Source organism: Zunongwangia sp. (genome assembly GCF_048269745.1).
GTDB lineage: Bacteria > Bacteroidota > Bacteroidia > Flavobacteriales > Flavobacteriaceae > Zunongwangia.
Genome location: NZ_JBLXIB010000002.1, coordinates 330,846 through 352,715, shown reverse-complemented (window position 1 = coordinate 352,715; position 21,870 = coordinate 330,846). Strand labels below are relative to the sequence as shown.

21 protein-coding genes are annotated in these 21,870 nt (G+C 32.2%); 13 read left to right on the top strand and 8 right to left on the bottom strand.

The annotated features are described in order from the left end of the window. Positions 1 to 7: 7 nt before the first annotated feature. The 4 genes from ACN0WI_RS04420 to ACN0WI_RS04405 form a co-directional block, all read right to left on the bottom strand. Positions 8 to 1,138, bottom strand: coding sequence for an efflux RND transporter periplasmic adaptor subunit (locus ACN0WI_RS04420; protein WP_417885418.1), 1,131 nt, complete (start codon positions 1,136 to 1,138; stop codon positions 8 to 10). A gap of 24 nt (positions 1,139 to 1,162) precedes the next feature. After that, the gene (locus ACN0WI_RS04415) at positions 1,163 to 1,642 is read right to left on the bottom strand and encodes a GbsR/MarR family transcriptional regulator (RefSeq protein ID WP_417885417.1); all 480 of its coding nucleotides are present in this window, start codon (positions 1,640 to 1,642) and stop codon (positions 1,163 to 1,165) included. A 79-nt stretch (positions 1,643 to 1,721) separates the two neighbouring features. Beyond that, on the bottom strand, positions 1,722 to 2,537 hold the full coding sequence (locus ACN0WI_RS04410; RefSeq protein WP_417885416.1) for a phospholipase A: 816 nt from the start codon (positions 2,535 to 2,537) through the stop codon (positions 1,722 to 1,724). A gap of 203 nt (positions 2,538 to 2,740) precedes the next feature. Further along, a complete protein-coding gene (locus ACN0WI_RS04405; RefSeq protein ID WP_417885415.1) occupies positions 2,741 to 3,532 on the bottom strand; it encodes a helix-turn-helix domain-containing protein in 792 nt (263 codons plus the stop codon). Between the two features lie 147 nt (positions 3,533 to 3,679). Here ACN0WI_RS04405 and ACN0WI_RS04400 point away from each other — a divergent pair, with 147 nt between their 5' ends. The 4 genes from ACN0WI_RS04400 to ACN0WI_RS04385 all read left to right on the top strand — a co-directional run bounded on the left by ACN0WI_RS04400 (position 3,680) and on the right by ACN0WI_RS04385 (position 8,116). After that, positions 3,680 to 4,969: a TolC family protein gene (locus ACN0WI_RS04400; protein ID WP_417885414.1), complete on the top strand. Its 1,290-nt coding sequence runs from the start codon at positions 3,680 to 3,682 to the stop codon at positions 4,967 to 4,969. Further along, positions 4,969 to 6,030, top strand: coding sequence for an HlyD family secretion protein (locus ACN0WI_RS04395; protein WP_417885413.1), 1,062 nt, complete (start codon positions 4,969 to 4,971; stop codon positions 6,028 to 6,030). Before ACN0WI_RS04400 ends, ACN0WI_RS04395 begins: the two co-directional genes overlap by 1 nt. A 3-nt stretch (positions 6,031 to 6,033) precedes the next feature. Next, positions 6,034 to 7,635: an MFS transporter gene (locus ACN0WI_RS04390; RefSeq protein ID WP_417885412.1), complete on the top strand. Its 1,602-nt coding sequence runs from the start codon at positions 6,034 to 6,036 to the stop codon at positions 7,633 to 7,635. Between the two features lie 85 nt (positions 7,636 to 7,720). After that, positions 7,721 to 8,116, top strand: a complete 396-nt coding sequence (locus ACN0WI_RS04385) for a YkvA family protein (RefSeq protein WP_417885411.1) — start codon at positions 7,721 to 7,723, stop codon at positions 8,114 to 8,116. A gap of 79 nt (positions 8,117 to 8,195) precedes the next feature. Here the strand turns inward: ACN0WI_RS04385 and ACN0WI_RS04380 are convergent, their stop codons facing one another. The 4 genes from ACN0WI_RS04380 to ACN0WI_RS04365 all read right to left on the bottom strand — a co-directional run bounded on the left by ACN0WI_RS04380 (position 8,196) and on the right by ACN0WI_RS04365 (position 11,960). Next, entirely contained in the window at positions 8,196 to 9,197 is a 1,002-nt protein-coding gene (locus ACN0WI_RS04380; protein WP_417885410.1) for an acyl-ACP desaturase, read from the bottom strand. A 135-nt stretch (positions 9,198 to 9,332) separates the two neighbouring features. Then, positions 9,333 to 10,061, bottom strand: coding sequence for a metallophosphoesterase family protein (locus tag ACN0WI_RS04375; protein WP_417885409.1), 729 nt, complete (start codon positions 10,059 to 10,061; stop codon positions 9,333 to 9,335). 1 nt (position 10,062) lies between these two features. After that, positions 10,063 to 11,199 carry an ATP-binding protein gene (locus ACN0WI_RS04370; protein WP_417885408.1) on the bottom strand — a complete coding sequence of 379 codons (1,137 nt, stop codon included), beginning with the start codon at positions 11,197 to 11,199 and terminating at the stop codon, positions 10,063 to 10,065. A gap of 11 nt (positions 11,200 to 11,210) precedes the next feature. Continuing rightward, positions 11,211 to 11,960, bottom strand: coding sequence for an SDR family NAD(P)-dependent oxidoreductase (locus ACN0WI_RS04365; protein WP_417885407.1), 750 nt, complete (start codon positions 11,958 to 11,960; stop codon positions 11,211 to 11,213). 357 nt (positions 11,961 to 12,317) lie between these two features. Between ACN0WI_RS04365 and ACN0WI_RS04360 the strand changes: the two genes are divergently transcribed. The 9 genes from ACN0WI_RS04360 to ACN0WI_RS04320 all read left to right on the top strand — a co-directional run bounded on the left by ACN0WI_RS04360 (position 12,318) and on the right by ACN0WI_RS04320 (position 21,819). Continuing rightward, positions 12,318 to 13,322: an AAA family ATPase gene (locus ACN0WI_RS04360; RefSeq protein ID WP_417885406.1), complete on the top strand. Its 1,005-nt coding sequence runs from the start codon at positions 12,318 to 12,320 to the stop codon at positions 13,320 to 13,322. 71 nt (positions 13,323 to 13,393) lie between these two features. After that, positions 13,394 to 14,260: a DUF58 domain-containing protein gene (locus ACN0WI_RS04355; protein WP_417885405.1), complete on the top strand. Its 867-nt coding sequence runs from the start codon at positions 13,394 to 13,396 to the stop codon at positions 14,258 to 14,260. Positions 14,261 to 14,272: 12 nt separating this feature from the next. Beyond that, a complete protein-coding gene (locus ACN0WI_RS04350) occupies positions 14,273 to 15,922 on the top strand; it encodes a BatD family protein (RefSeq protein WP_417885404.1) in 1,650 nt (549 codons plus the stop codon). Further along, positions 15,922 to 16,926, top strand: coding sequence for a vWA domain-containing protein (locus ACN0WI_RS04345; RefSeq protein ID WP_417885403.1), 1,005 nt, complete (start codon positions 15,922 to 15,924; stop codon positions 16,924 to 16,926). Before ACN0WI_RS04350 ends, ACN0WI_RS04345 begins: the two co-directional genes overlap by 1 nt. 11 nt (positions 16,927 to 16,937) lie before the next feature. Further along, on the top strand, positions 16,938 to 17,981 hold the full coding sequence (locus ACN0WI_RS04340) for a VWA domain-containing protein (protein ID WP_417885402.1): 1,044 nt from the start codon (positions 16,938 to 16,940) through the stop codon (positions 17,979 to 17,981). Further along, positions 17,962 to 18,891, top strand: a complete 930-nt coding sequence (locus ACN0WI_RS04335) for a tetratricopeptide repeat protein (RefSeq protein WP_417885401.1) — start codon at positions 17,962 to 17,964, stop codon at positions 18,889 to 18,891. The genes ACN0WI_RS04340 and ACN0WI_RS04335 overlap by 20 nt, the downstream gene beginning before the upstream one ends. A gap of 52 nt (positions 18,892 to 18,943) precedes the next feature. Further along, entirely contained in the window at positions 18,944 to 20,716 is a 1,773-nt protein-coding gene (locus ACN0WI_RS04330) for a BatD family protein (protein ID WP_417885400.1), read from the top strand. A gap of 2 nt (positions 20,717 to 20,718) precedes the next feature. Then, positions 20,719 to 21,468 carry a tetratricopeptide repeat protein gene (locus ACN0WI_RS04325; RefSeq protein ID WP_417885399.1) on the top strand — a complete coding sequence of 250 codons (750 nt, stop codon included), beginning with the start codon at positions 20,719 to 20,721 and terminating at the stop codon, positions 21,466 to 21,468. A 42-nt stretch (positions 21,469 to 21,510) separates the two neighbouring features. After that, positions 21,511 to 21,819 (top strand): hypothetical protein, encoded by a 309-nt coding sequence (locus ACN0WI_RS04320; RefSeq protein WP_417885398.1) that lies wholly within the window; start codon positions 21,511 to 21,513, stop codon positions 21,817 to 21,819. Positions 21,820 to 21,870: the final 51 nt, after the last annotated feature.

Below are 21,870 nucleotides of genomic sequence, written 5' to 3'. Positions count from 1 at the left end.
TATATGGTTATTGGAATAATTGATCTACAGGCTTCGCTATACTATCGAAAGGAACCTCTTGAGGTTTAATAGTTGCTCCTGGACTTAATTTTCCAGCTCCTTTAGCTACTACTTTATCTCCTTTTTTAATACCTGAGTTAATTATATATAAATTACCAACATTAGCTTTTGTTTGAATTGCTACTGACTCTACTTTATTGCTGTCAGCAATTTTATAAGCCATAATATTTCCTTGTTGTTCAAAAGTTGAATTTTTAGGAATTACTGGTACATTTTTGTAAGTAACAGGTATTTTTATAGTTCCACTATTTCCATTGGTAACTAATTGATTTGGATTATCGAAAACAGCTCTAAAACTAACCGTACCTGTATTTCTGTTTATTTGACCAGTAACAGTTTCAATTTTACCTTTTTGATCGTAAGTACTGCCATTAGTTAAAATTAAAGTAACATCTGGGAAATTATTAATTTTTTCTTGTAAATTTTTTCCTTCTGTAGACTGAATGAAGTTTAAATAATCCGATTCATTCATAGAAAAATAAGCATAAACTTGTGTAATATCAGTTACAGTAGTTAGTGAGTTTTGATCGTTAGGTCCAACTAAAGCTCCTTGTCTAAAAGGGATAGAACCAACAAAGCCATCTACAGGGCTTTTTACAGTAGCATACCCAATATTTGCAGTAACACTTTCGTATTGACTTTTAGCTTGTTCTAATTTAGCTTTAGCAGTTTCTAATTGTACTTCGCTAATAATACCCTTATCAACCAAAGGCTTTAATTTATTTACTTCTACTTGAGCAGCATTTACATTTGCTTTACCAGCATTTGCATCTTGCGTAAGTGACTGAGTTTCTAGTTTAAATAAAGGTTGCCCTTTTTTAACTTTCTCTCCTTCATCTACAAGAACTTCTTTTATATATCCCTGTACTTTAGCGCGTACATCACTATTTACAATACCTTCAATTCGTGTAGGGTAAGAGTTGTATCCGGTTACAGTTTTCTCAGGAATACTTATTACAGGAAAAGGTCGAACTTGATTAGCTCGCGCTTGTTGCTGTTGACCTTCTGCACCTTTACCGCATGAAAATAGCGATAAAGCACCGGCAAATAATAAAATATAAGTTTTAATTTTTTTCATTTTATATTAATTAGGGGTTGAATTTTAGTATTCTATATTGGACATTTTTGCAATAACATTTTGAATGTTATCTTTTTGCTTTATTAAATATTCTTTAAATAAGGCTGTGATCTCTCCATTTTTTTCAAATTTTTTTCTATTATTTGTTTTATTAAAATCAATAATTTTATCGATTACTTTTAATTCTCCATCAATGGTAGTTTTATATTCCACTAATGTGTTTTTTAAGTAGGATGGACTTGCTCTAAAATACCGCTTTCGTTCTCCAGGTTTTGTAAAATACTCCACCTTTCTTAAGTGTAATAAGTTATTAAGGTGAGTAGAAACTGAACTTTTACTGGCAGATGTTATTTCTAAAATATCATCAAAAGTATGTCCGTCTTTTGGAGAAAGAATCATAATAGCATAAATCCTTGCAGCTAATGGGGCAAATTGATGGATTTGCTCAAAATGAACGCCAACCTCTTCAATTAATTTTCTCTTTTCATCTGTACAACAATTCATAGGCATTTAAAAAAATTGTTCGCAAAAATACATTTAGTTCGGAATATACCGAACTAATAAAACTTAAAAAAAAGTTAAATTATTTGCGTAAAAAGTTTAGTTCATCACTTTTAAGTACAAATCCTACTCGTATCATATTTCTATATTCTTCGTAATTAAGTAGGTTTTCGTCATATCCATTATACCATTCTAATACCAAAAATTGGTTAGTGCTATTAAAAGGGTTGTATAGAATTCGAGTGCGAGTGGCTCCTTTCCAGTCCCAAGAAATTCCTTTCTGAATCATTACTTGTGCATAAAGTTTATTAGGTAGAAATTCGTAATCAAAATTTAGTTGTCCATATCCGGTATAATCCATTAAATCCGGATTATCATCTTTATAATAAAAGGGTAGCCAACCACGAATACTACCAACTAATTTTTTACTAAGCGCTACATTATATTCTAATGAAACAAAATTCCAGCTACGAGAATAAATACTATCTCTACCATTAGATTCATGCTCTAAAGTAAGTGTAGCTTGGCTTTTTACAATATCATCTTTATAGAAGAATTTAGAGAATCCCAATCCAGGATTAAAATTTATTTCTTTAAATGGGCTTGAAAACTCGTATATATTCCAAAAAGCTTTTTGTGTATATTTTAAATAGAAATAAGAATCATTAGGAACTTTATTTCTAAAAAGTAATTGTTTAAAGCTGATTTGGTATTTAGCATCTGCTGTGTTAGAATCTATTCCGGTGTGTAACGGAATCCCTGTGATAAAGTAATTGTCTTTATGAATACCGAAAGCCGGTAGATTTTTTAAAGAATCTATAAGTTCTTGTTTCCTAAACTGTGCGTAAATACCACTGGTTATCAGAAAGAAACTTATTAGCAGTGTAATTTTTTTCATATAAAATACTATTTAATGTATACCAAAAGTATCGCTTTTTTAAATGTATGTTAGCGTCAATTTTTTATTTAATAATTATTTATAACTATTAAATTTTGAATCAATTCTGAAGGTTATAAGTCATATAAATTTCAATTTGATTACAGCAAAACAGTATTTTTTTTTGATACTTTTTGAATTTGTAATTCAACATAATATTTATACTATCGATTTTGCTTTCTAAAGTTAATTGGAGATCGGTGCACAATTTGCTGAAATGCATAGCTAAAAGCCGAAAGACTATTGTACCCACAACTAAAAGCAATTTGTGTGATAGAAAGTTCAGATTGTAGTAGAAGTTCCATGCTTTTAATTATACGAGTTAGTTTTACATATTGTAGGAAAGACATTTCCATATTTTTTTGAAATAAGCGAGAGAGCGTTCTCGAACTTTGTCCAAACTCATAAGCGATTCCTTCTAAATTTAATGGTTTTTCGATATTTTGATGAATATATTTTAAAATTGGTCTTAAAATTTCATTTTCAGTAGTTGGCAATACAACAGGCAATGGGGTTTCGGCCACATCTAACACTATATTTTTAAGCGCCAACATAAATTCATAATTAGATTTCTTTTGTAGTTTATTGATATCGCCATTCCAATTTTCCGTGTAATAAATCATTTCCATTAATAAGTTAGTTACGGGAAAAATACCTCCATGCTTTTGTAATTTATGATTTGTTGGAATTAATGTTTTTGGAAAATAAATATTGTGAACCATTTTCACAGAGGTTCTAGAAGTTACATTATGCTCTCTGCCGGCAGGGATCCAAATAAAATGTCTGGCAGGAAAAAAATACGATTTCTTTTTAGTGTTCAAAAAAGCAACGCCACCTTCTACATAACTCATTTGGTGTTTATCATGGCAGTGCATGGGGATATGCTCTTCGATTTTAGAATGGTGAATAAAAACACTGGATGGATTATTATCAACACGAGATAGAAAGCTTGCCATAAAGCAGTAATTTTAGTTGGCTTAAATTATAAAAAAAATGTCTAATTTAATAAAATAAGACTTGAAGTTATGTTGGATATTTGCAGGATGAAATTTTGGAAACTAAATTTTAACTCGATTGTACTTGTTAGTACAAGTGTACTGTTGATGCTGAGTCAATTAGCAAACGCGCAAATAGAAAAAGATAGTCTAGCCTTAAGTCTAGAAACTGCTTGGCAAAAAGCAAATAGCTATAGTAAAGAGCTGCGCATAAAAGATTTTGATATTGATATTGGGAAAGAAAAGGTGTTAGATGCAAAACGCAAACGCTTACCTGAACTAGGTTTTGATGGTAGTTATGGGCAATTATCTAATATTCCTGTTTTTACAGATGGAATTCGAGAGGATGCCGATTTTATTCATCTAGAAGATCATACTACTTATAGTGCCGGGGTTGAAGCATATTTCAATATTTATAGTGGGAACAAGACTAATATATATGTTTCGAAAGCTGAAACTCGACAAGAGTTAGTAGAATACTTAAAAGAAGAGACAACTTCAGCAGTTCACTATAAAGTAGCACATGCTTATTTAGATTTGCAACGAACTTTAGCATTTAAAAAGCTTATTCTCCAGAATATAGAGCGCAATAAAAAACGCTTAGATCAAATCACTAAACTTTATGAAAACGGTGTGGTTTTAAAAAGTGATTTATTACGAGCAAAACTTCAGCTATCTCGGCAACAAACTAATTTGTTAGAAATTAATAATAATGCAAGTATTGCTACGCAATCACTCAATATTTTAATAGGCCTAGAAGATGAACATCCTATAAATCCTATTGATAGTATTCCGGTAAATTTCTTGAAGGCTACAAAAACCTATCAGGATTATATAGCAGATGCAACAGAAGCTTCGCCACGTTCTAAAATAGCCGAATCTAAAATTAAAATGAGTGAGTTGCAAGAGCAAAACCTAAAAGCAGATAAGTTGCCAAAAATAGGCTTGTTTGGAGAGTATACGTATTCGTATCCACAAATCAAATTATACCCTTATGAAACGGCTCCTTATTTATTAGGGATAGCTGGAGTAAAACTATCATACGATCTTTCTGCCCTGTATCATGATAAACATAAAGAAGAAGCAGCAAAAATTGAAGTGAGAAAGCAACGCTTACTTAAAAAGGATACCGACGATAAATTAAGAAAAGGAATTAAAACCTCGTTTAAGCGTCTTCAGGAAGATTTAGAAAAAATTGAAGTAGCAAAAATGAATATTGATCAGGCTAAAGAAAGTTATCGTATCGTCAATCAAACCTACTTCAATCAGTTATCATTATTAACTGATTTATTAGATGCCGATACACAATTATTACAAGCAAAATTCGAATTAGTAAATAGCCGAATTTCAGCAAAAATACACTATTACCAATTGTTAAAAATCACAGGTCAGTTATAATGAGCGATCAAATAAAGAAATACGAAAATATAGATAAAATAGCCGTAAAAGTAACTTATGTCGTTGCATTACTAATTTTGTTAGCACTCTTAGTTTGGGGAGTAATTTCAATGATCAATTTTTGGAATTATGAAGAAACTAATGATGCTCAAGTAAAGGAGTATATTAATCCTATTTTGAGTAGGGCAAATGGCTACGTAGAAGAGATAAGATATCAAGACCACCAAAAAGTCACTAAAGGCGATACTCTACTTATTTTAGATATAGATGAAGCCAATGTTCGTTTAGAAGAAGCTAAAGCAGCTTTAGCATCAGCAGAGGCAAAGCTTAAAGTTTTAGAAAGCAATGTAACCACTACAAGTAGTGCTGCAAATGCAAGTGAATCTAAAATTAATGCTGCAAAAGCAAGGTTGTGGCAACAACAACAAGAGTTTAATAGATATAAAAAATTATTAGAAGGAGAAGCGGTTACGCAACAACAATTTGAAGATGTAAAAACTCGTTTAGCGGTAGCAAAAGCAAACTTTGAGAGCTTACAAAATTCATTTAGTGCTTCTCAAGGAAAAACTAGAGATGTTAATGCTCAAATAGCGGTAGCAAAAGCAGATATTCAGCAAAAAAAGTCGATGTTAGACCGTGTTAAGTTAGATATGAAATATGCCGTAATTAAAGCACCTTCTAATGGATATATGGGGAAAAGAAGTTTACAAGAAGGACAATATGTGCAAAAGGGGCAGACAATTGGTTTTATTGTAGATCAAAACCAAGGAAAATGGATTGTTGCGAATTTTGAAGAGACACAAATTGCCAATATGAAAGAAGGTCAAGATGTGAAAATTACTGTAGATGCTTATCCTAGCGAGGAATTTCATGGTAAAATAGAATCACTTTCTCCAGCAACAGGATCTCAATTTTCATTATTACCTCCCGATAATGCTACCGGTAATTTTGTAAAAATAACACAACGATTTCCGGTTCGTATAGAGTTTGTAGATAAAAATGCCAAGCTAAAAAAATTACGCGCCGGTATGAATGCTGAGGTTGCTATTCCAAAATCTTAATTTATGGCTAGCGAAAAGAATCAGCAGATTTTTAGAGAATGGGTTCCAGATTGGCTAATTTTAATAGCTATATTCTTAACACTTATTCCTATTGCTTCGGTATTAGGGATATACCTTGGTGGACTTTCTAGTGCAGCAAGTTATTATGGTGTAGATAATACAGATATCAAATATTCGGTTGTTGTATTCTACATTGCAATTGCAACTGCTTTTCCATTAGAGAAACACTTTTTTAATCGTTTTGCCTCGAAACCTTATATAGTTGGTTGTAGCATCATCTTTGTTTTGTTGAATTTACTGCTCTATTTCAGTAAAAACTTTGCAATATTATTAGTTTTTCGATTTTTAGGAGGGATGCTCTCTTTAGGTTTTATAGGGACTATGTTTACCTTAATATTTCGACAATTTCATGCACAGCGTAGTCGAGTATTGGGATATGCCACTTTGTATGCCTCACTTTTAGGTTCTGCTCCATTGTGTCAACTTTTAGATGCTTACGTGTTTACTGAATATGATTTTAATATAATTTTTTTGTTTAAAATTTATGGAGTTATACCTGGGCTATTGCTGTTGACATCTTTTATGAAAAATAGCGTGGATCTTCGCAGTGAAGGAAAAATTATATTAGAGCGTATAGACTGGAAGAGTTTTATTTTATATGCTTCTGGTTTACTAAGTTTAGCTTACACTTTATTATACGGTCAGTATTACCAGTGGTTTTCTAATCAGAGAATTGTTTTTACATGTATAGGAGCTATATTTTTCCTCTTATGTTTTGTTTTTAGACAGTTAAAGCTAGATAGGCCCTATATTAATTTATCAATTTTTAAAATTCGGAATTTTAGAATAGGAATGCTTCTATTGGTTGTTTTTTACTTTAGTAAAGGAGATTTAAGTGTGTTGTATGGATATATGGCTAACAGTGTAAATTTAGATGTATACCATAAAAGTTATTTAATGATAAGTAATGCATTTGGTATTGTAGCTGGCGCTGCTCTTACTGCTCGTTTTGTATTGGCTAAAACAAGTATTCGATTGGTTTGGATTACGGGTTTTTTGGCGTTACTGGGATTTCATGTTTATAGTTTGTTTTTGTTGAGTGCTAACGGAGAGGGAATCGATTTATTAATTCCATTATTTTTACAAGGTTTTGGTAACGGAACCCTAATGCTTTCTATTGTTATTTTTTATGCGACATCTGTGCCGAAAGAAATTGCTTTTTCTGCATCGGTTACTGGTGTGGGCTTTAGAGCAACTACATTTACAGCAAGTATGGCTTTAGTAGCTTTTATGAGTTTACATCAGCAGAAAATACATAAACAGCATTTTTCAGAAGAAATAACGAGTACCAATCAATTAGCAAATAATAGGTTAGCAGGTTATCAGCAAGTATTTAAAAAAAATGGGGCTAGTTCGTTACAAGCAAAAGCAGGTTCTAAAAAGCTAATGGCAAAAGCTATTGGTAAACAAACCAATTTACTTTTTGCAAGAGATTATTATCTGTACATGAGTATATTTATAGGCATAGTAATATTAGGAATAGCGCTTATCCCTCATTTTCATTATCAATTACGTAAAATTGGAGATAAGTTGATTCCAATTTAATATAAATAATAATGCTAAAACAATTATAAGGTTTCTTTAAAACTGATTGAAATTTATTATTTTCGGATCAGTTTAAATTGAAATTATGAGCAAAGTAGATAAAGACCAAGTAGCTGAAGAGTATAAAAAAAGACAAGATGATTTTTCAGAAGAAGATGTAACTGAGGTTTTAGAAGATGAAGATAAAATAAAATCTAAATTTGAAAAGAAAGGAGCTTTAAAACGATATATAGACGATGTTCAAATTTTGTTTAATTTAATTCGGGATTATGCAAATGGCCACTATAAAGAGATTCCGTTTAATGTTGTAGCGGCTATTGGAGCAGCTTTAATATATGTGTTATCTCCTTTAGACTTAATCCCCGATTTTATTCCGGTAATCGGCTATTTAGATGATGCAGCTGTTATTGCGTTCTGTTTAAATTTAATAGAAAAAGATTTAGTAGCTTATAAACTTTGGAAGAATACTAAAATTAAATAAGCTTTAATATATAATAGGTAATAAAAAAGCCTACTGATTTAAATCAGCAGGCTTTTTTTATTATGCTTCTGTTTAAATATTATAGAATTCCGTTTGGTTCTACCCATTTAAATGTATGTTGATCTTTCGGTATTGCAATTCTATCTGCAATACGCGTCATTCTATCTGGAAGTTTCATTAAATAATCTCTTGCTTTTTCAGCATCATCAGTAAGACCTCTTATTTTATCGATTTCCCAATACGTATTTAGTTTTTTAAGAATATCGATATAATCATAAGTAGTATAAACACCTAAACGCTGAGCTGCGTTAGAGAAGTTCTCGAAAGCTTCAGCAATTCCTTGTCCGCTTTCGCGTATAAACTGTGCTGGCATCACAATTTTTTTCTTCATCATGTCTTGAAAAGCCAACATCATTTCACTTGGATCGTGTTCAAAAATTGTTTTTACAAATTCTCGATATGCTAAATAGTGTCTCATTTCATCTCCTGAAATAACATTACACATTTTAGCAAGCATTTTATTTCCTTTTTTACGAGCAAGTTGCCCTACTCTTTTATGGGAAATATTAGTAGCTAGTTCTTGAAAACTTGTATAAACAAAGTTTTTGTAAGGGTCTCTACCGGTACCAATATCAAAACCATCATTTATTAAATATTGAGTCGTTTTTTCTACTTCACGCATATTAATACGTCCTGATAGGTAAAGATATTTGTTTAATGTGTCACCGTGGCGATTTTCCTCACCAGTCCATTGTCGAACCCATTTAGACCAACCATTTTGTTTTCCGTCTTTAGGGTGTTGTTCTACACCTTCAACATCCATTAGCCAACTTTCGTAAGTAGGAAGTGCTTCTTCGGTAACCATATCTCCAACGAGAACTACCCAAAAATCGTATCCTAATTCTTTAGCTTCTTCTCGAATTTGGTGTACTTGGTCAAAGCCACTATCATCTTGTAGATTAGGCAACATATCGGTAGGTTGCCAAATATCCTCTACAGGAATTAAGTATTTATCAATAAATCCATCTACTTTACTTTCAATAGATTTCATTACTTCTAATCGAATATTTTTAAGGGCCATATATAATTTTATCTGTGAATTAATAATTGTAATCTTACTAGTAAGATTGCAAATATCATGCAAATAATTGCACAACCATTAGATGCAAATAAAAGGGAAAAACCTTGAAAAACAAAGTGCTAAATTTTTTAGTAATTAATTTCGCCCGTTTTCATCAGGATAAAATGTATAAACAGGAGCGCTTTGATGTACCTTCTTAGTATCTATATTAATAGCAGAAAGTTTCCCTTTAAAAGCTGCTCCGGTATCTACATTCCAAACATTTGCCTTTTGTATAGGTTCATCTTCTCCTATTCTGGTAACAGGGGTGTGCCCGATATAAATTTCATTAAAAAGCTTAATGCGTTTGGGGTAAAACGGATGGTTTTTTTTCAGTTTTGGATCTAAAGCCAATACCGTTTCCCATAACGTACGGTCCCAATAAAAACCGGTGCTATAATATTCGTATTCTGGACCATGAAGGTTTGTAAAACCTGCATGTAAAAATAATCGATTTTCGGTATCGATATAATAATTTTGCAATTCTTGAAAAAAAGAAAGATGACTTTGGATTGTTTCTTCTGAAAGCTTTGCATAACTATCGATGCTACTTTGCCCACCATGTTCTATCCATTTATCGGTATAGGATTGATCTTGCAACCATTGTTGAACTAGATCATCATGATTACCACGTAAAAAAATGCAGGTATACTTTTTTCCTAGTTCAATTAAAAATGAAATTACATTTGCAGAGTCGCTCCACCCATCTACATAATCTCCTAAAAAAATAAGTTGATCATTTTCGGTAATTTCGATTTTTTCGAGAAGTTGTTGTAAGGCTTTTAGTCCGCCATGAATATCTCCGATAGCAAAAGTTCTTGCCATATTAATTATATTTTACTTTTCTTAAAATTCGTGTACTTTCTTTATAATATTGGTAAGCTTCCTCACTATATTTTTTTAAAAATGGTCGCGCTTCTTCCAATTTTTCTATTGCCTCGTTAAATCCGTTTAGATAACATAATAAATAAATAGATGGTAGATTTTTAATTTCTTTGGTTTGAGTATTTGTTAGCGGTTGCAGGCGTTTTAGCTTTTCGAGTAGCAGGTTATTACTGTTATAAATATGGAATAAAATTTCCTTATTAAATTCTGGAGGCGTAAAAAGCAATTCGCTATTAATTTCGTAGCTGCCATTATCTCGAAATTGAATTTCTACCTCTTCAAGAGGATAATATTTGTAATTATTGGGTAAACCTAAAAGCACATATTCTATAATTTTGAAACTATTTTTATTCCAACTAATGCTTACTTCATCCAGATCTGAATAAAACAGCTTTACTTGCTCATTGATTAATGCGATATCTACTCGACTGTAATAAATAGTATCTTTATTTTTTTTGGGTTTACCGGCCCAACAAACCACAAAAAACTCTTTAAAAACTAAATATTCTGAAGTCAGGTTTTGATGTTCTTCTAAAAAATCGAAAACACCATTTAGCGTAAGCTCAATATTGTTTTGAGCATGTTTTTCTAATGCGTTTACCGTGGCAGAGTTCTCGTCTTTTATTTCAATATCAAAATTTTTAGGCATGCTTATGCTGCCGTCTCTTAAAAAAATAGAGCCGCTGTAATACTTCCATATATTTTTACGTAGAAAACATATTTTACCATAGTTAGCACCAATTGTTACTAAACCAACTACTAGTTTGTCGGGTAAATGTGGAAATGAAATATTTTCGTAGGTAATTTTAGGAGGATTTTCAACATAGGCATTAATTAAGTTTTGAAGTTTACTATCATCAAAAAAATCGGTTCCTACTATTTGGTTATCCTCATCTTGAACGCCAATTACAATAAATGAATTATTGTTAGGGTTAGAATTTGCTAGCGCACAAATATGTTTTAAAAATTTAGCCTTACCTTCTTTAGAGCCAATATTCAGTTGCAGTTTTTTGTCGTAAAAGCTGTTTTCGTCGTTATGCGCTAGTAAATTTTTAATTAAAAGGCGTTTATTAATCATGCTAGATAAGCTTATTTTTTATCTAATATCGTGCTACTAGCTTGCGAGGTACACATTACCATTAAATCGGCAATATTTACATGATAAGGTCGGGTAACTACAAACCGAATAATATCAGCAATATCTTCTGGTTGTAAAGCTTTGAAACCGGTGTATACTTGTTTTGCTTTTTCAGAATCTCCTTTAAAACGAACATCGCTAAACTCGGTTTCTGTAAGTCCTGGGTTTATTGCTCCAACTCGTATACCGCTACCGTTTAAGTCGATTCTCATCCCTTGGTTAATAGCATCTACAGCATGTTTGCTAGCACAGTATACATTTCCTTTAGGGTATACTTCTTTACCTGCAGTAGATCCAATGTTAATAATATGTCCCGATTTTTGAGAAAGCATTATTGGAATTACTGCTTTGCTTACATATAGGAGACCTTTTACATTGATATCTAGCATGGCATCCCAATCTTCAATATTTCCATCTTGTATTTTATCTAATCCATGTGCATTACCAGCATTATTGATTAGAATATCGATTTTAGAAAAATTTGCTGGTAAATTTTGGATTTTTTTGAATACTTCATTTTTATCTCGAACATCGAAACTTAGCGATAGCACATCAACTTTTTTGTGAAGTTTTTCTTTTAATTCTTGTAATCGAGTTTCTCGTCTTCCGCAGATAATTAAATTAATTCCTTCCGCAGCAAAAGCTTTAGCTGTAGCTTTTCCTATTCCACTAGTAGCTCCGGTTATTAAGGCTGTTTTCATGTTAAATTTTTAAATACAAAGTACTAAAGTATTTACAGCTAAGATCCTTAATTGCATTAATTCCGTTTTAAATTCTGTTAAAAAAAGTTAAATCTTATAATTAGCATATTACATAAGAATTTTGTTCAAGCTACTATAAAGCCTAAAATGTACAGCAGTTTTCTAGATTTCAGATCGCTAAGTAAAATTTTAGAAAAATTATAAGGACATTTAAGCAATACATTTTTTATACTTGCGTTTACTAAGAGCTTATTTTAAAGTATTTTTTAAATTTAAGTCCGAAAACTTTAATTTACATATAGAATTTGCGGCGCAGCATGCAGCGTTGTATATTCACGTTCTAAAAAACAAATTGAAATGACAGATCAGGAATCCTCGGTAGATATTTCAAGCCTTAATGAAAGAATAGAGAGAGAAAGTGCTTTTATAGATATATTAAGTGCTGAAATGAATAAAGTAATTGTTGGGCAAAAGCATATGGTTGAACGATTACTGATAGGGATATTAGGTCAAGGACATATTCTTTTAGAAGGTGTGCCGGGGCTCGCAAAAACACTAGCAATTAATACATTGTCTCAAGCAGTTCATGGTAGTTTTAGTAGAATACAGTTTACTCCTGATCTTCTTCCTGCTGATGTTATAGGTACGCTTATCTATAATATGAAAATTAATGATTTTAGTATTAGGAAAGGACCAATATTTGCCAACTTTGTTTTAGCAGATGAGATTAACAGGGCTCCTGCAAAAGTGCAATCTGCTCTGTTAGAGGCCATGCAAGAAAAGCAAGTTACTATTGGAGATGAAACATTTCGTTTAGATCGCCCTTTTTTAGTAATGGCAACTCAAAACCCGGTAGAGCAAGAAGGAACATATCCGTTACCAGAAGCTCAGGTTGACCGTTTTATGTTAAAAACAGTTATAGATTATCCTAAGTTAGAAGAAGAGCAATTAATTGTTCGTGCTAATTTAAAAGGAAGTTACCAGAAGGTTAATCAAGTAGTTAGTTTAGATCAAATTCAAAAAGCTCAAGAGACAGTTCGAGAAGTATATATGGATGAAAAGATAGAGAAATATATTCTAGATATCATTTTTGCTACAAGAACACCTGAGAAATATAATTTACAAGATTTAAAACCGCTAATTAGTTTTGGAGCTTCACCAAGGGGTAGTATTAATTTAGCAGTAGCTTCTAAATGTTATGCATTTATTAAACGTCGAGGTTTTGTTGTTCCAGAAGATGTACGTGCTGTAGTATACGATGTATTGCGCCACCGTATCGGAATCACTTACGAAGCAGAGGCAGAAAATATTACTTCCGAAGATATAATCGGTAAAATTGTAAATGAGATTGAAGTGCCTTAAAGAGAAAATTCCCATTAGGGACTTCATTTCTTTAATCAAATTAAATTTGTGGGCTTTCAATACCATACCGCATGGATACCAAAGAGTTACTTAAAAAAGTACGGAAAATAGAAATAAAAACAAGACGCCTTAGCGATCATGTTTTTGGAGGGGAATATCACTCTACATTTAAAGGTAGAGGGATGACGTTTAGTGAAGTTAGAAAATATCAGTTTGGGGATGATGTGCGAAGCATTGACTGGAATGTTACAGCGCGTTATAATGAACCTTTCGTTAAAGTTTTTGAAGAAGAACGAGAACTTACAATGATGTTAGTTGTCGATGTTTCCGGATCTGAAATTTTCGGAACTAAAAACCAATTCAAAAGAGACGTTATTACTGAAATTGCAGCAACATTAGCTTTCTCTGCTACTCAGAATAACGATAAAATAGGGCTTCTATTATTTTCTGATCAAATAGAAAAATATATTCCGCCAAAAAAAGGGCGTTCTCATGTGCTTCGAATAATTCGAGAACTGCTAGAATTTAAACCTGAAAGTAAAAAAACAGATATTACCGGAGCTTTAAAATATCTATCAAATGTTATGAAAAAGAAAGCTATTGTATTTGTGCTTTCGGATTTTATGGCGAACGATTATCAACAAACCTTAAAAATTACAGCAAATAGACACGATGTTACAGGAATTCGAGTTTTTGATGAACGAGAAACAGAAATTCCAAATATAGGTTTGGTACAAATGTTGGATGAAGAAACCAACGAATATATTACTGTAAATACAGGGTCTAAATCAGTTCGGAAAAGTTATAATGACTATTATCGAAATCAGGTAAGATATTTTGAAGAAAGTTTTACTCTAAGTGGAGCGGGAGTTATTAATACCCGAACCGATGAAAGTTATGTGAAAAAACTTTTAGGGTATTTTAAACGAAGAGGCTAAGTACTTTGTAAAATGAATAACGTTCAGTTGAAAGAAAAAATAAATATAAAAAGCAAATATTTTCAGTTACTAACTACTTTAGTTTTTAGCTTAATATCAGCAACAAATTGGGCACAACAACCCACAGTTTCTGCAAGTATAGATACGGCTAAAATTAAAATAGGTGAGCAAATAACATATCAGGTAAAAGTAGAAACCGACTCTACAGATTTAGTAATTTTTCCTGAAGGTAATACTTTTGCTCCTCTAGAAGTTGTAGCATCGTTAGGAGCGGATACTACTCGTGCTGCAAATAACTATAAACTTTTAAAAGAATATAAATTAACGGTTTTCGATTCAGGTTCCTATACCATTCCTTCTCAGAAAATCATTATAAATAATAAACCTTGGCTTACCGATTCGTTAAAAGTGGCTGTAGCAGATGTGGCTGTAGATACCACTAAACAGGCTATGTATCCTATAAAACCTTCGGTAGAAGTTTCAAAAAGTTTTTCTATACCGAATTGGGTATGGTGGACTTTAGCAGTAGCTGTTTTGCTTGGAATTGTTGCATTTTTCTTTACTAAGAAACAACTAAAGAAGAAACATGAAAAGAAGCTACCTCCGTTTGAACAAGCCATGAACGATTTAGATGCCTTAGATAAAAGTACGCTTCTTAAAGATAAACAAGTAAAAGAATATTACTCGCGTTTAACGAGTACCCTGCGCCATTATTTAGATGAAAAAGTATATGATGGAGCTCTAGAAAGCACCACTACAGATTTAATTGCTTATCTGGAATTGCAGCGTAAAACCGATAGGCTTAGCTTGCACCCGAAAACATTAGAAAATTTAAAGAAAATTTTGAATAGAGCAGATTTAGCGAAATTTGCAAATTCTAAACCGGATGTAATTACAGCTAAAGAAGATCGTGATAATAGCCGTAAAATAATAACTGATGTAAAATCTTCTATTCCAGAACCAACAGAAGAAGATTTAATGTTGGATGAAGAATATAGAAAACAAAAACAAGCCAAAAAACGTAAAAAAACAATAATTATAGCTATTACAGCAACAGTTGTAGCCATTTTAGTGGGATTAACAGTATTAATTTCTACTAAAGGATTTACTTATGTTGTAGATACTTATTTTGGAAATGCTTCAAAAGAATTGTTAGAAGGAGATTGGGTTAGAAGTGCTTACGGAACACCTGAAATAAGCGTAACAACACCTGATGTATTGGTAAGAAAAGAGATGAAACTTTCTGAAGATGCTACAAAAACCTACGCTAATAGTGAACATTTTGAATATGGAAGTTTAGTCGCTAATTTTTATACAGGTTTAACCACAAGAATATTTAGTAAAAAAGGACAATTCGATCTTAAAACGGGAGTAGATGGCATTTATAAAGATTTAGAAAAACGGGGAGCTAAAAATATTGTTATGAAGCAAGAAGATTTTAGCACAATAAATGGAGCAAAGGGAGTAAAAGTCTACGGTACTCTAGAAGTTGAAAATCCTATTAATGGCGATATACAATCCAAAAAATACAGCATATTAAATTTTGCGCAAGGGGGAGGATTTCAGCAAGTAACAGTTATTTATGCAAAAGATGATAAATATGCATCAGAAATTGCTAGCCGTATTATCAATTCAGTAGAATTAATTAAAACTTCAAATTAATGTTTGCGAATTTCACTTTTGAGAATCCTGGATTTTTCTGGTTGTTCTTACTACTTCCGGTAGCAATAGGATGGTATTTCTGGAAAAGGAATATGCAAACTCCTGCTTTACGGATTTCAAGTATTCAAGGTTTTAAAGCTAAACCGAGCTTACTCGCTAAGTTAAAACCAATACTTTTTATTTTTCGATTATTAGCTTTGTCGTTTCTTATAATAGCTTTGGCACGACCGAGAACAGTAGATGTTTCTACCCGAACAAATAGTACTCAAGGGATAGATATTGTGATAGCTTTAGATGTTTCTGCCAGTATGCTTGCCAGAGATTTAAAACCAAATAGATTGGAAGCTACCAAAACAGTAGGAGAGGAGTTTATTAAAGGTAGACCATCAGACCGGATTGGACTTGTTTTGTATTCTGGAGAAAGTTTTACTAAAACGCCTATTACTACAGATAAATCCGTGGTGCTTAGAGCAATGGATAATATTGAATATAATGATGTTCTAGAAAGTGGTACAGCAATTGGATCGGGATTAGCCACTTCTGTGAATAGATTAAAAGATAGTAAAGCCGAGAGTAAGGTAATTATTCTATTGACTGATGGAGTTAATAATTCCGGATTTATAGATCCTAAAGTAGCTAGTGAGTTAGCTAAAGAATTTGGAATTAAAGTATACACTATAGGTGTTGGTAGTAACGGAATGGCATTAACACCGGTGAGTATTTTACCAAACGGAAAATTTCAATATGGAAATCGTCGTGTAGAAATTGATGAAGATTTATTGAAGCAGATTGCTGAAGAAACTGGAGGAAAATATTTTAGAGCAACCGATAATAAAAAGCTTCAAGAAATTTACGATGAAATAGACCAATTAGAAAAAACAGAAATTGAAGAATTCAAATATACTAATTACGATGAGAAATTTCGTGCCTTTGCTTTGTTGGCAGGATTTTTTCTGTTGTTTGAAGTGGGCTTAAAGTATACTGTTTTTAGAAGTTTTATTTAAACCGAACACGAATGTTAGTCTTAGAAGAAAAAATATACTTTTGGTTACTAATAGCAATACCGGTGGTATTGTTATTATTTATAGTGCTCTTATTTTGGCAACGAAGCGCTAAAAATAAATTTGCCAGCAAAAGTTTATTAAATAAACTAGCACCTAATAAATCGAATTTTAAACCTATTGTAAAAGTAATTTTTAGTTGTCTTGCAATAGTTAGTTTAGTAATCGCTTTGGTTAATCCCAAAATGGGAACAACCATGGAAACCGTAAAAAGAGAAGGTGTCGATATTGTTTTTGCAATCGATGTTTCTAAAAGTATGGATGCGGAAGATGTTGCTCCAAACCGGTTAGCAAAATCAAAACAATTAGTTCGACAAATCTTAACCAAATTAGGGAGCGATCGAGTAGGTATTATTGCTTATGCAGGTAGTGCTTTTCCGCAATTACCTATTACTACAGATTTTGCTTCGGCTAAAATGTTTTTACAAGGTTTAAATACGAATATGATTAGCTCTCAAGGAACAGCTATACGAGACGCTATTAATTTAGCTACTACCTATTACGATGATAATAATCAAACTAATCGAGTGCTTTTTATTATTAGTGATGGAGAAGATCATGAAGGAAATGTAGAAGAAATAGCTAATGAAGCTTCCGAAAAAGGAATCCGAATTTATACAATAGGAGTAGGTACAGAAAAGGGAGGACCAATTCCTATAAAGCGAAATGGAATAACCCAACGTTACAAAAAAAATCAGCAAGGAGAAACAGTAATAACAAAGCTTAATCCAAATACATTAAAAGAAATAGCCTCAGCAGCTAATGGAGAGTATATTGATGGAAATGTAACAGCAAAAGTTACAGAAAAGGTACAAGATTTGCTACAGAATATAGAAAAAACCGAATTTGAAGCGAAACAGTTTGCAGATTATAAGTCACATTTTCAATGGTTTTTAGGATTATGCTTTTTATTTCTATTTTTAGATATTTTCTTACTAGAAAGAAGTACTAGTTGGGTTAAAAAACTGAATTTGTTTAATGAAAAAACAAATGAGTAATATGAAAAACAGGCAATTAAAACTGAATTTTCAGAAATCGATATTTTTTCTGATACTTTTTCTTTTGGCGTATTCAGGCTTTGCTCAAAAAGAAGCAGAGGAAGCCAAAGAAGAAGCTCAAAAATATATTAACGAAGCTCAGGAAGCGATGTCAGAGAACGATTTTGCTAACGCTGAAGCGTCCTACCGAAAGGCAATAGCTAAAGATCCAGCTAACGTTACGGCAAAATATAATATGGGTAATTTATATTATACTCGAGAAAAAGCAGGTGAAGCCCAATCGCGTTTACGAGGAGCCAAAGAGGTGGCTACTAATAAAGCTGAAAAACACCGGATAAGCCACAATTTAGGAAATTCTTTTATGAAACAAAAAAAGTATAAAGAAGCTGTGGATGCTTATAAAGAGGCGCTTAGAAATGATCCTTCTGACGATGAAACGCGTTACAATTTAGCATTAGCAAAAGAGAAGCTGAAGGAGGAGCAAGATAAAAATCAGAATAAAGACAAGAACAAGGATAACAAAGACAATAAGGACAACAAGGACGATAATAAAAAAGATCAAAATAAAGATCAGAAAGATCAAGGCGATAAAGATAAGAATAAGGATGGCCAGCCGAAGGATAAAGGTGATAACGATAAGCAGGATAAAAAAGACGGCGAAGGCGATCAGGATAAGAAAAAACAAGATCAGGACAATAAAAAAGATAAAACTGATAAAGGAAAACAAGATCAAGAAGGTAATCCAGATAAAAAGCCTAAGCAACAACAACAGCCGGTACAAGGGCAATTATCTCCTCAGCAAATTAAAAACCTGTTAAAAGCGATGAATAATGAAGAAGAGAAAACACAGGACAAAATAAATGCAGAGAAGGCTAAAGGTGTAAAAACAAGATCTGATAAAGATTGGTAGAATTCGCTAAAAGAAACTTTTCATATTAAAGAATTAAGTAGACGCGTTACTAATGAAATTGAAGTTAATATTATTAAATCTGTTTCTATTAACAGCCGGATTAGTTTCGGCACAGGTTACCTTTACCACAGAGGTAAGTAGAAAGGAAATTGGAATCAACGAGCGTTTACGAGTTGATTTCAAGATGAATAAAAATGGAGATAATTTTAGACCACCATCTTTTAGAGGTTTTAAAGTTGTAGGTGGACCAAATCAACAAGTAAGTAATAGTTGGGTTAATGGGAAAAGTACTTTTTCAAAAACATATAGCTATTATTTAGAACCTGAAACAAAAGGAAAAAAAACAATAAAGCAGGCAGAGGTAACAGTAGATGAAACTGTTTACAAAACTAGCCCTGTTATAATAACTGTAGGAGACGCTGTAGAGAAACCAAAAGATGGAGATAACTCTGAGATTATAGCAGCAGATAATTTACATTTTGTAGCCGAAGTATCTAAAACCAATCCCTATTTAAACGAAGGGATTTCTATAACCTACAAATTATATGTAAGTCCTCGCGTAAGTGTTAGTAATTTCCGATTACTAGATAACCCAGCTTTTCCTGACTTCTGGAGTCAGGCACTAGATAATAAGTTTAGGGTAGAAGAAGGAACTTACAAAGGCGAGCCTTATCGATATGTTGTATTGTATAAAACGGTATTATATCCTCAAAAAACAGGTAAATTAACAATAGATCCGCTAGCGGTTTCTGTTTCTATAGATGTTCCTAGTCAACGGCGTTCTATATTTGGAGGAATTATTTATAAAACGGTTGATAAAACCGTTACTTCAAATAAAAGAGAGATAAATGTAAAACAACTTCCAACAAAAGGCAAGCCGGCAAACTTTACCGGAGCTGTTGGAGAGTATAAATTTTCAGTATCTGCTAATAAAACTAATTTAGATGCTACAGAATCGTTAACTGCTTCGGTAAAAGTTCGTGGAAAAGGAAATTTAAAACTGTTTGAATTACCGGAATTGAACGTGCCAAGTACATTAGAAATTTACGATCCGGAACGTAAAGAAAATATTAGTACATCTTTAGGAGGAACTCAGGGAAGTATTGCAGAAGATTATACTATAGTTCCAACTCGAAAAGGTAAGTATCCTATTCCAGGATTAAGTTTTTCATATTTTAATCCGCAAACCAAGACCTATAAAACAATTACTTCAGAAGATATTGTAATTAATGTTGAAAATGGACCATTGCCTACTACAACTACGTCCAACCAAAGTAGTGGTAATTTAACAAATACAAACAAACAAGCCGTTACGTTATCTGGAGATCAATTTAGATATATTAAACTAAATACTAAATTGCATCCAATAGATCGTAAACCATTTTTTGGTTCTTGGAAGTTTTGGGTGCTATTATTTGTACCGCTTTTTGTAATTCCTCTTGTAATTATATTTGGAAAAAAACGAAAAGCAAAAGCGAACGATGTTCGAGGAAATAAAATTCGTAAAGCCGATAAATTAGCTAGAAAATATTTGTCGAATGCCCGTAAGAATCTTGGCAACCCTCAAGAATTTTACATCGCTTTAGAAAGAGCAATGCACAATTATTTGAAGGCTAAATTACACATTCAAACCGGAGAAATGAGTAAAGAAAGAATTAGTCAAATTCTTACTGAAAAAGGAGTAGAAAGTACAACGGTAGACAAGTTTATCGAGATTTTAAAAAGTTGTGAATTGGCTCGTTATACTCCAGCATCTATGGTTACCATGCAACAGGATTACGATAAGTCTGCTGAGGTAATTTCAATTTTAGATAAACAATTGTAGTTATGAAAAAGATTCTAATACTGTGCATATTGTTTTGCAACACAATTGGTTTTGGACAAAATCAAGAATTATTCGATAAAGCGAATCAAGAATATGCAGATGGGGCTTATGAAAAAGCAATTGCTGATTATAATAAAATAATAACAAACGGAGATGCATCTGTTGCTGTATATTATAATCTAGGAAATGCCCATTATAAACTAAATCATATAGCGCCTAGCATTTATAATTTTGAAAAGGCATTACAATTAGCACCTAATGATGCGGATGTAAAAAATAATATAGAGTTTGCAAGAAATATGGCGATTGATGCTATTAAGCCTGTAACACGCACCGGCCTTTCTAAAACAGTTAATAACATTATAGCTACGTTCAGTTACAATACATGGGCTATGTTTGCTGTAGTAGCTATGTTTTTATTTGCAATATCTTTTCTTCTATACTATTATACTTCTTCTAGTTTAAAAAAACGTATACTTTTTGCACTAGCAACTATTTTTATTTTGGGTAGTATAACATCTATAATTTTTGCTTATAATCAACATACTCTAGTATTGAATACCAACTATGGAATTGTTTTTCAAGAAGAAGCTCCTGTTAGAAGTGAGCCTAATTTAAGAGGAAACTCTTCATTTATACTTCATGAAGGAACAAAAGCTGAAATTTTAGAGAAATTTCAGGATTGGTATAAGATTGAAATTGCGGATGGTAAACAAGGATGGACAAAAAAAGAAAATATAAGAAAATTATAGTTTATTTCCTTTTCTAGTTAAAAAAGTGATACTTTTAAAGCTGTGAGGGTATTTAAATGTTTTTTTATTATTCTTTTCTTGGGTGTTATAGCAATACCCAACATAACTGCTTTTATAAATTATCATGCTACAGATGTTGATACTATAAAGATTTTGGGAGCTAATGAAGAAGAACAGGGCACTGAAAAATTATATGCAAAATCAACATTTAGTATTCCAGATAAAGTTCTTTTTAACTTATCTTTCTTAGCTTATTCTTTTTCAAAATCACAAGATTTACAATGCTTGTATCTAAACAGGTATCAATCTGTATATGCTAATTTATCCTCTCCTCCTCCTGAATTAGTTTAGTTGTATTTAATTGTAAATAGAGAAAATAATCGTTTTTTCTATATCATTTTT

Coding starts and splice junctions, on each gene's coding strand:
- ACN0WI_RS04420 (WP_417885418.1), bottom strand. CDS start 1,138: ATGAAAAAAATTAAAACTTATATTTTATTATTTGCCGGTGCTTTATCG.
- ACN0WI_RS04415 (WP_417885417.1), bottom strand. CDS start 1,642: ATGAATTGTTGTACAGATGAAAAGAGAAAATTAATTGAAGAGGTTGGC.
- ACN0WI_RS04410 (WP_417885416.1), bottom strand. CDS start 2,537: ATGAAAAAAATTACACTGCTAATAAGTTTCTTTCTGATAACCAGTGGT.
- ACN0WI_RS04405 (WP_417885415.1), bottom strand. CDS start 3,532: ATGGCAAGCTTTCTATCTCGTGTTGATAATAATCCATCCAGTGTTTTT.
- ACN0WI_RS04400 (WP_417885414.1), top strand. CDS start 3,680: ATGCTGAGTCAATTAGCAAACGCGCAAATAGAAAAAGATAGTCTAGCC.
- ACN0WI_RS04395 (WP_417885413.1), top strand. CDS start 4,969: ATGAGCGATCAAATAAAGAAATACGAAAATATAGATAAAATAGCCGTA.
- ACN0WI_RS04390 (WP_417885412.1), top strand. CDS start 6,034: ATGGCTAGCGAAAAGAATCAGCAGATTTTTAGAGAATGGGTTCCAGAT.
- ACN0WI_RS04385 (WP_417885411.1), top strand. CDS start 7,721: ATGAGCAAAGTAGATAAAGACCAAGTAGCTGAAGAGTATAAAAAAAGA.
- ACN0WI_RS04380 (WP_417885410.1), bottom strand. CDS start 9,197: ATGGCCCTTAAAAATATTCGATTAGAAGTAATGAAATCTATTGAAAGT.
- ACN0WI_RS04375 (WP_417885409.1), bottom strand. CDS start 10,061: ATGGCAAGAACTTTTGCTATCGGAGATATTCATGGCGGACTAAAAGCC.
- ACN0WI_RS04370 (WP_417885408.1), bottom strand. CDS start 11,199: ATGATTAATAAACGCCTTTTAATTAAAAATTTACTAGCGCATAACGAC.
- ACN0WI_RS04365 (WP_417885407.1), bottom strand. CDS start 11,960: ATGAAAACAGCCTTAATAACCGGAGCTACTAGTGGAATAGGAAAAGCT.
- ACN0WI_RS04360 (WP_417885406.1), top strand. CDS start 12,318: ATGACAGATCAGGAATCCTCGGTAGATATTTCAAGCCTTAATGAAAGA.
- ACN0WI_RS04355 (WP_417885405.1), top strand. CDS start 13,394: ATGGATACCAAAGAGTTACTTAAAAAAGTACGGAAAATAGAAATAAAA.
- ACN0WI_RS04350 (WP_417885404.1), top strand. CDS start 14,273: ATGAATAACGTTCAGTTGAAAGAAAAAATAAATATAAAAAGCAAATAT.
- ACN0WI_RS04345 (WP_417885403.1), top strand. CDS start 15,922: ATGTTTGCGAATTTCACTTTTGAGAATCCTGGATTTTTCTGGTTGTTC.
- ACN0WI_RS04340 (WP_417885402.1), top strand. CDS start 16,938: ATGTTAGTCTTAGAAGAAAAAATATACTTTTGGTTACTAATAGCAATA.
- ACN0WI_RS04335 (WP_417885401.1), top strand. CDS start 17,962: ATGAAAAAACAAATGAGTAATATGAAAAACAGGCAATTAAAACTGAAT.
- ACN0WI_RS04330 (WP_417885400.1), top strand. CDS start 18,944: ATGAAATTGAAGTTAATATTATTAAATCTGTTTCTATTAACAGCCGGA.
- ACN0WI_RS04325 (WP_417885399.1), top strand. CDS start 20,719: ATGAAAAAGATTCTAATACTGTGCATATTGTTTTGCAACACAATTGGT.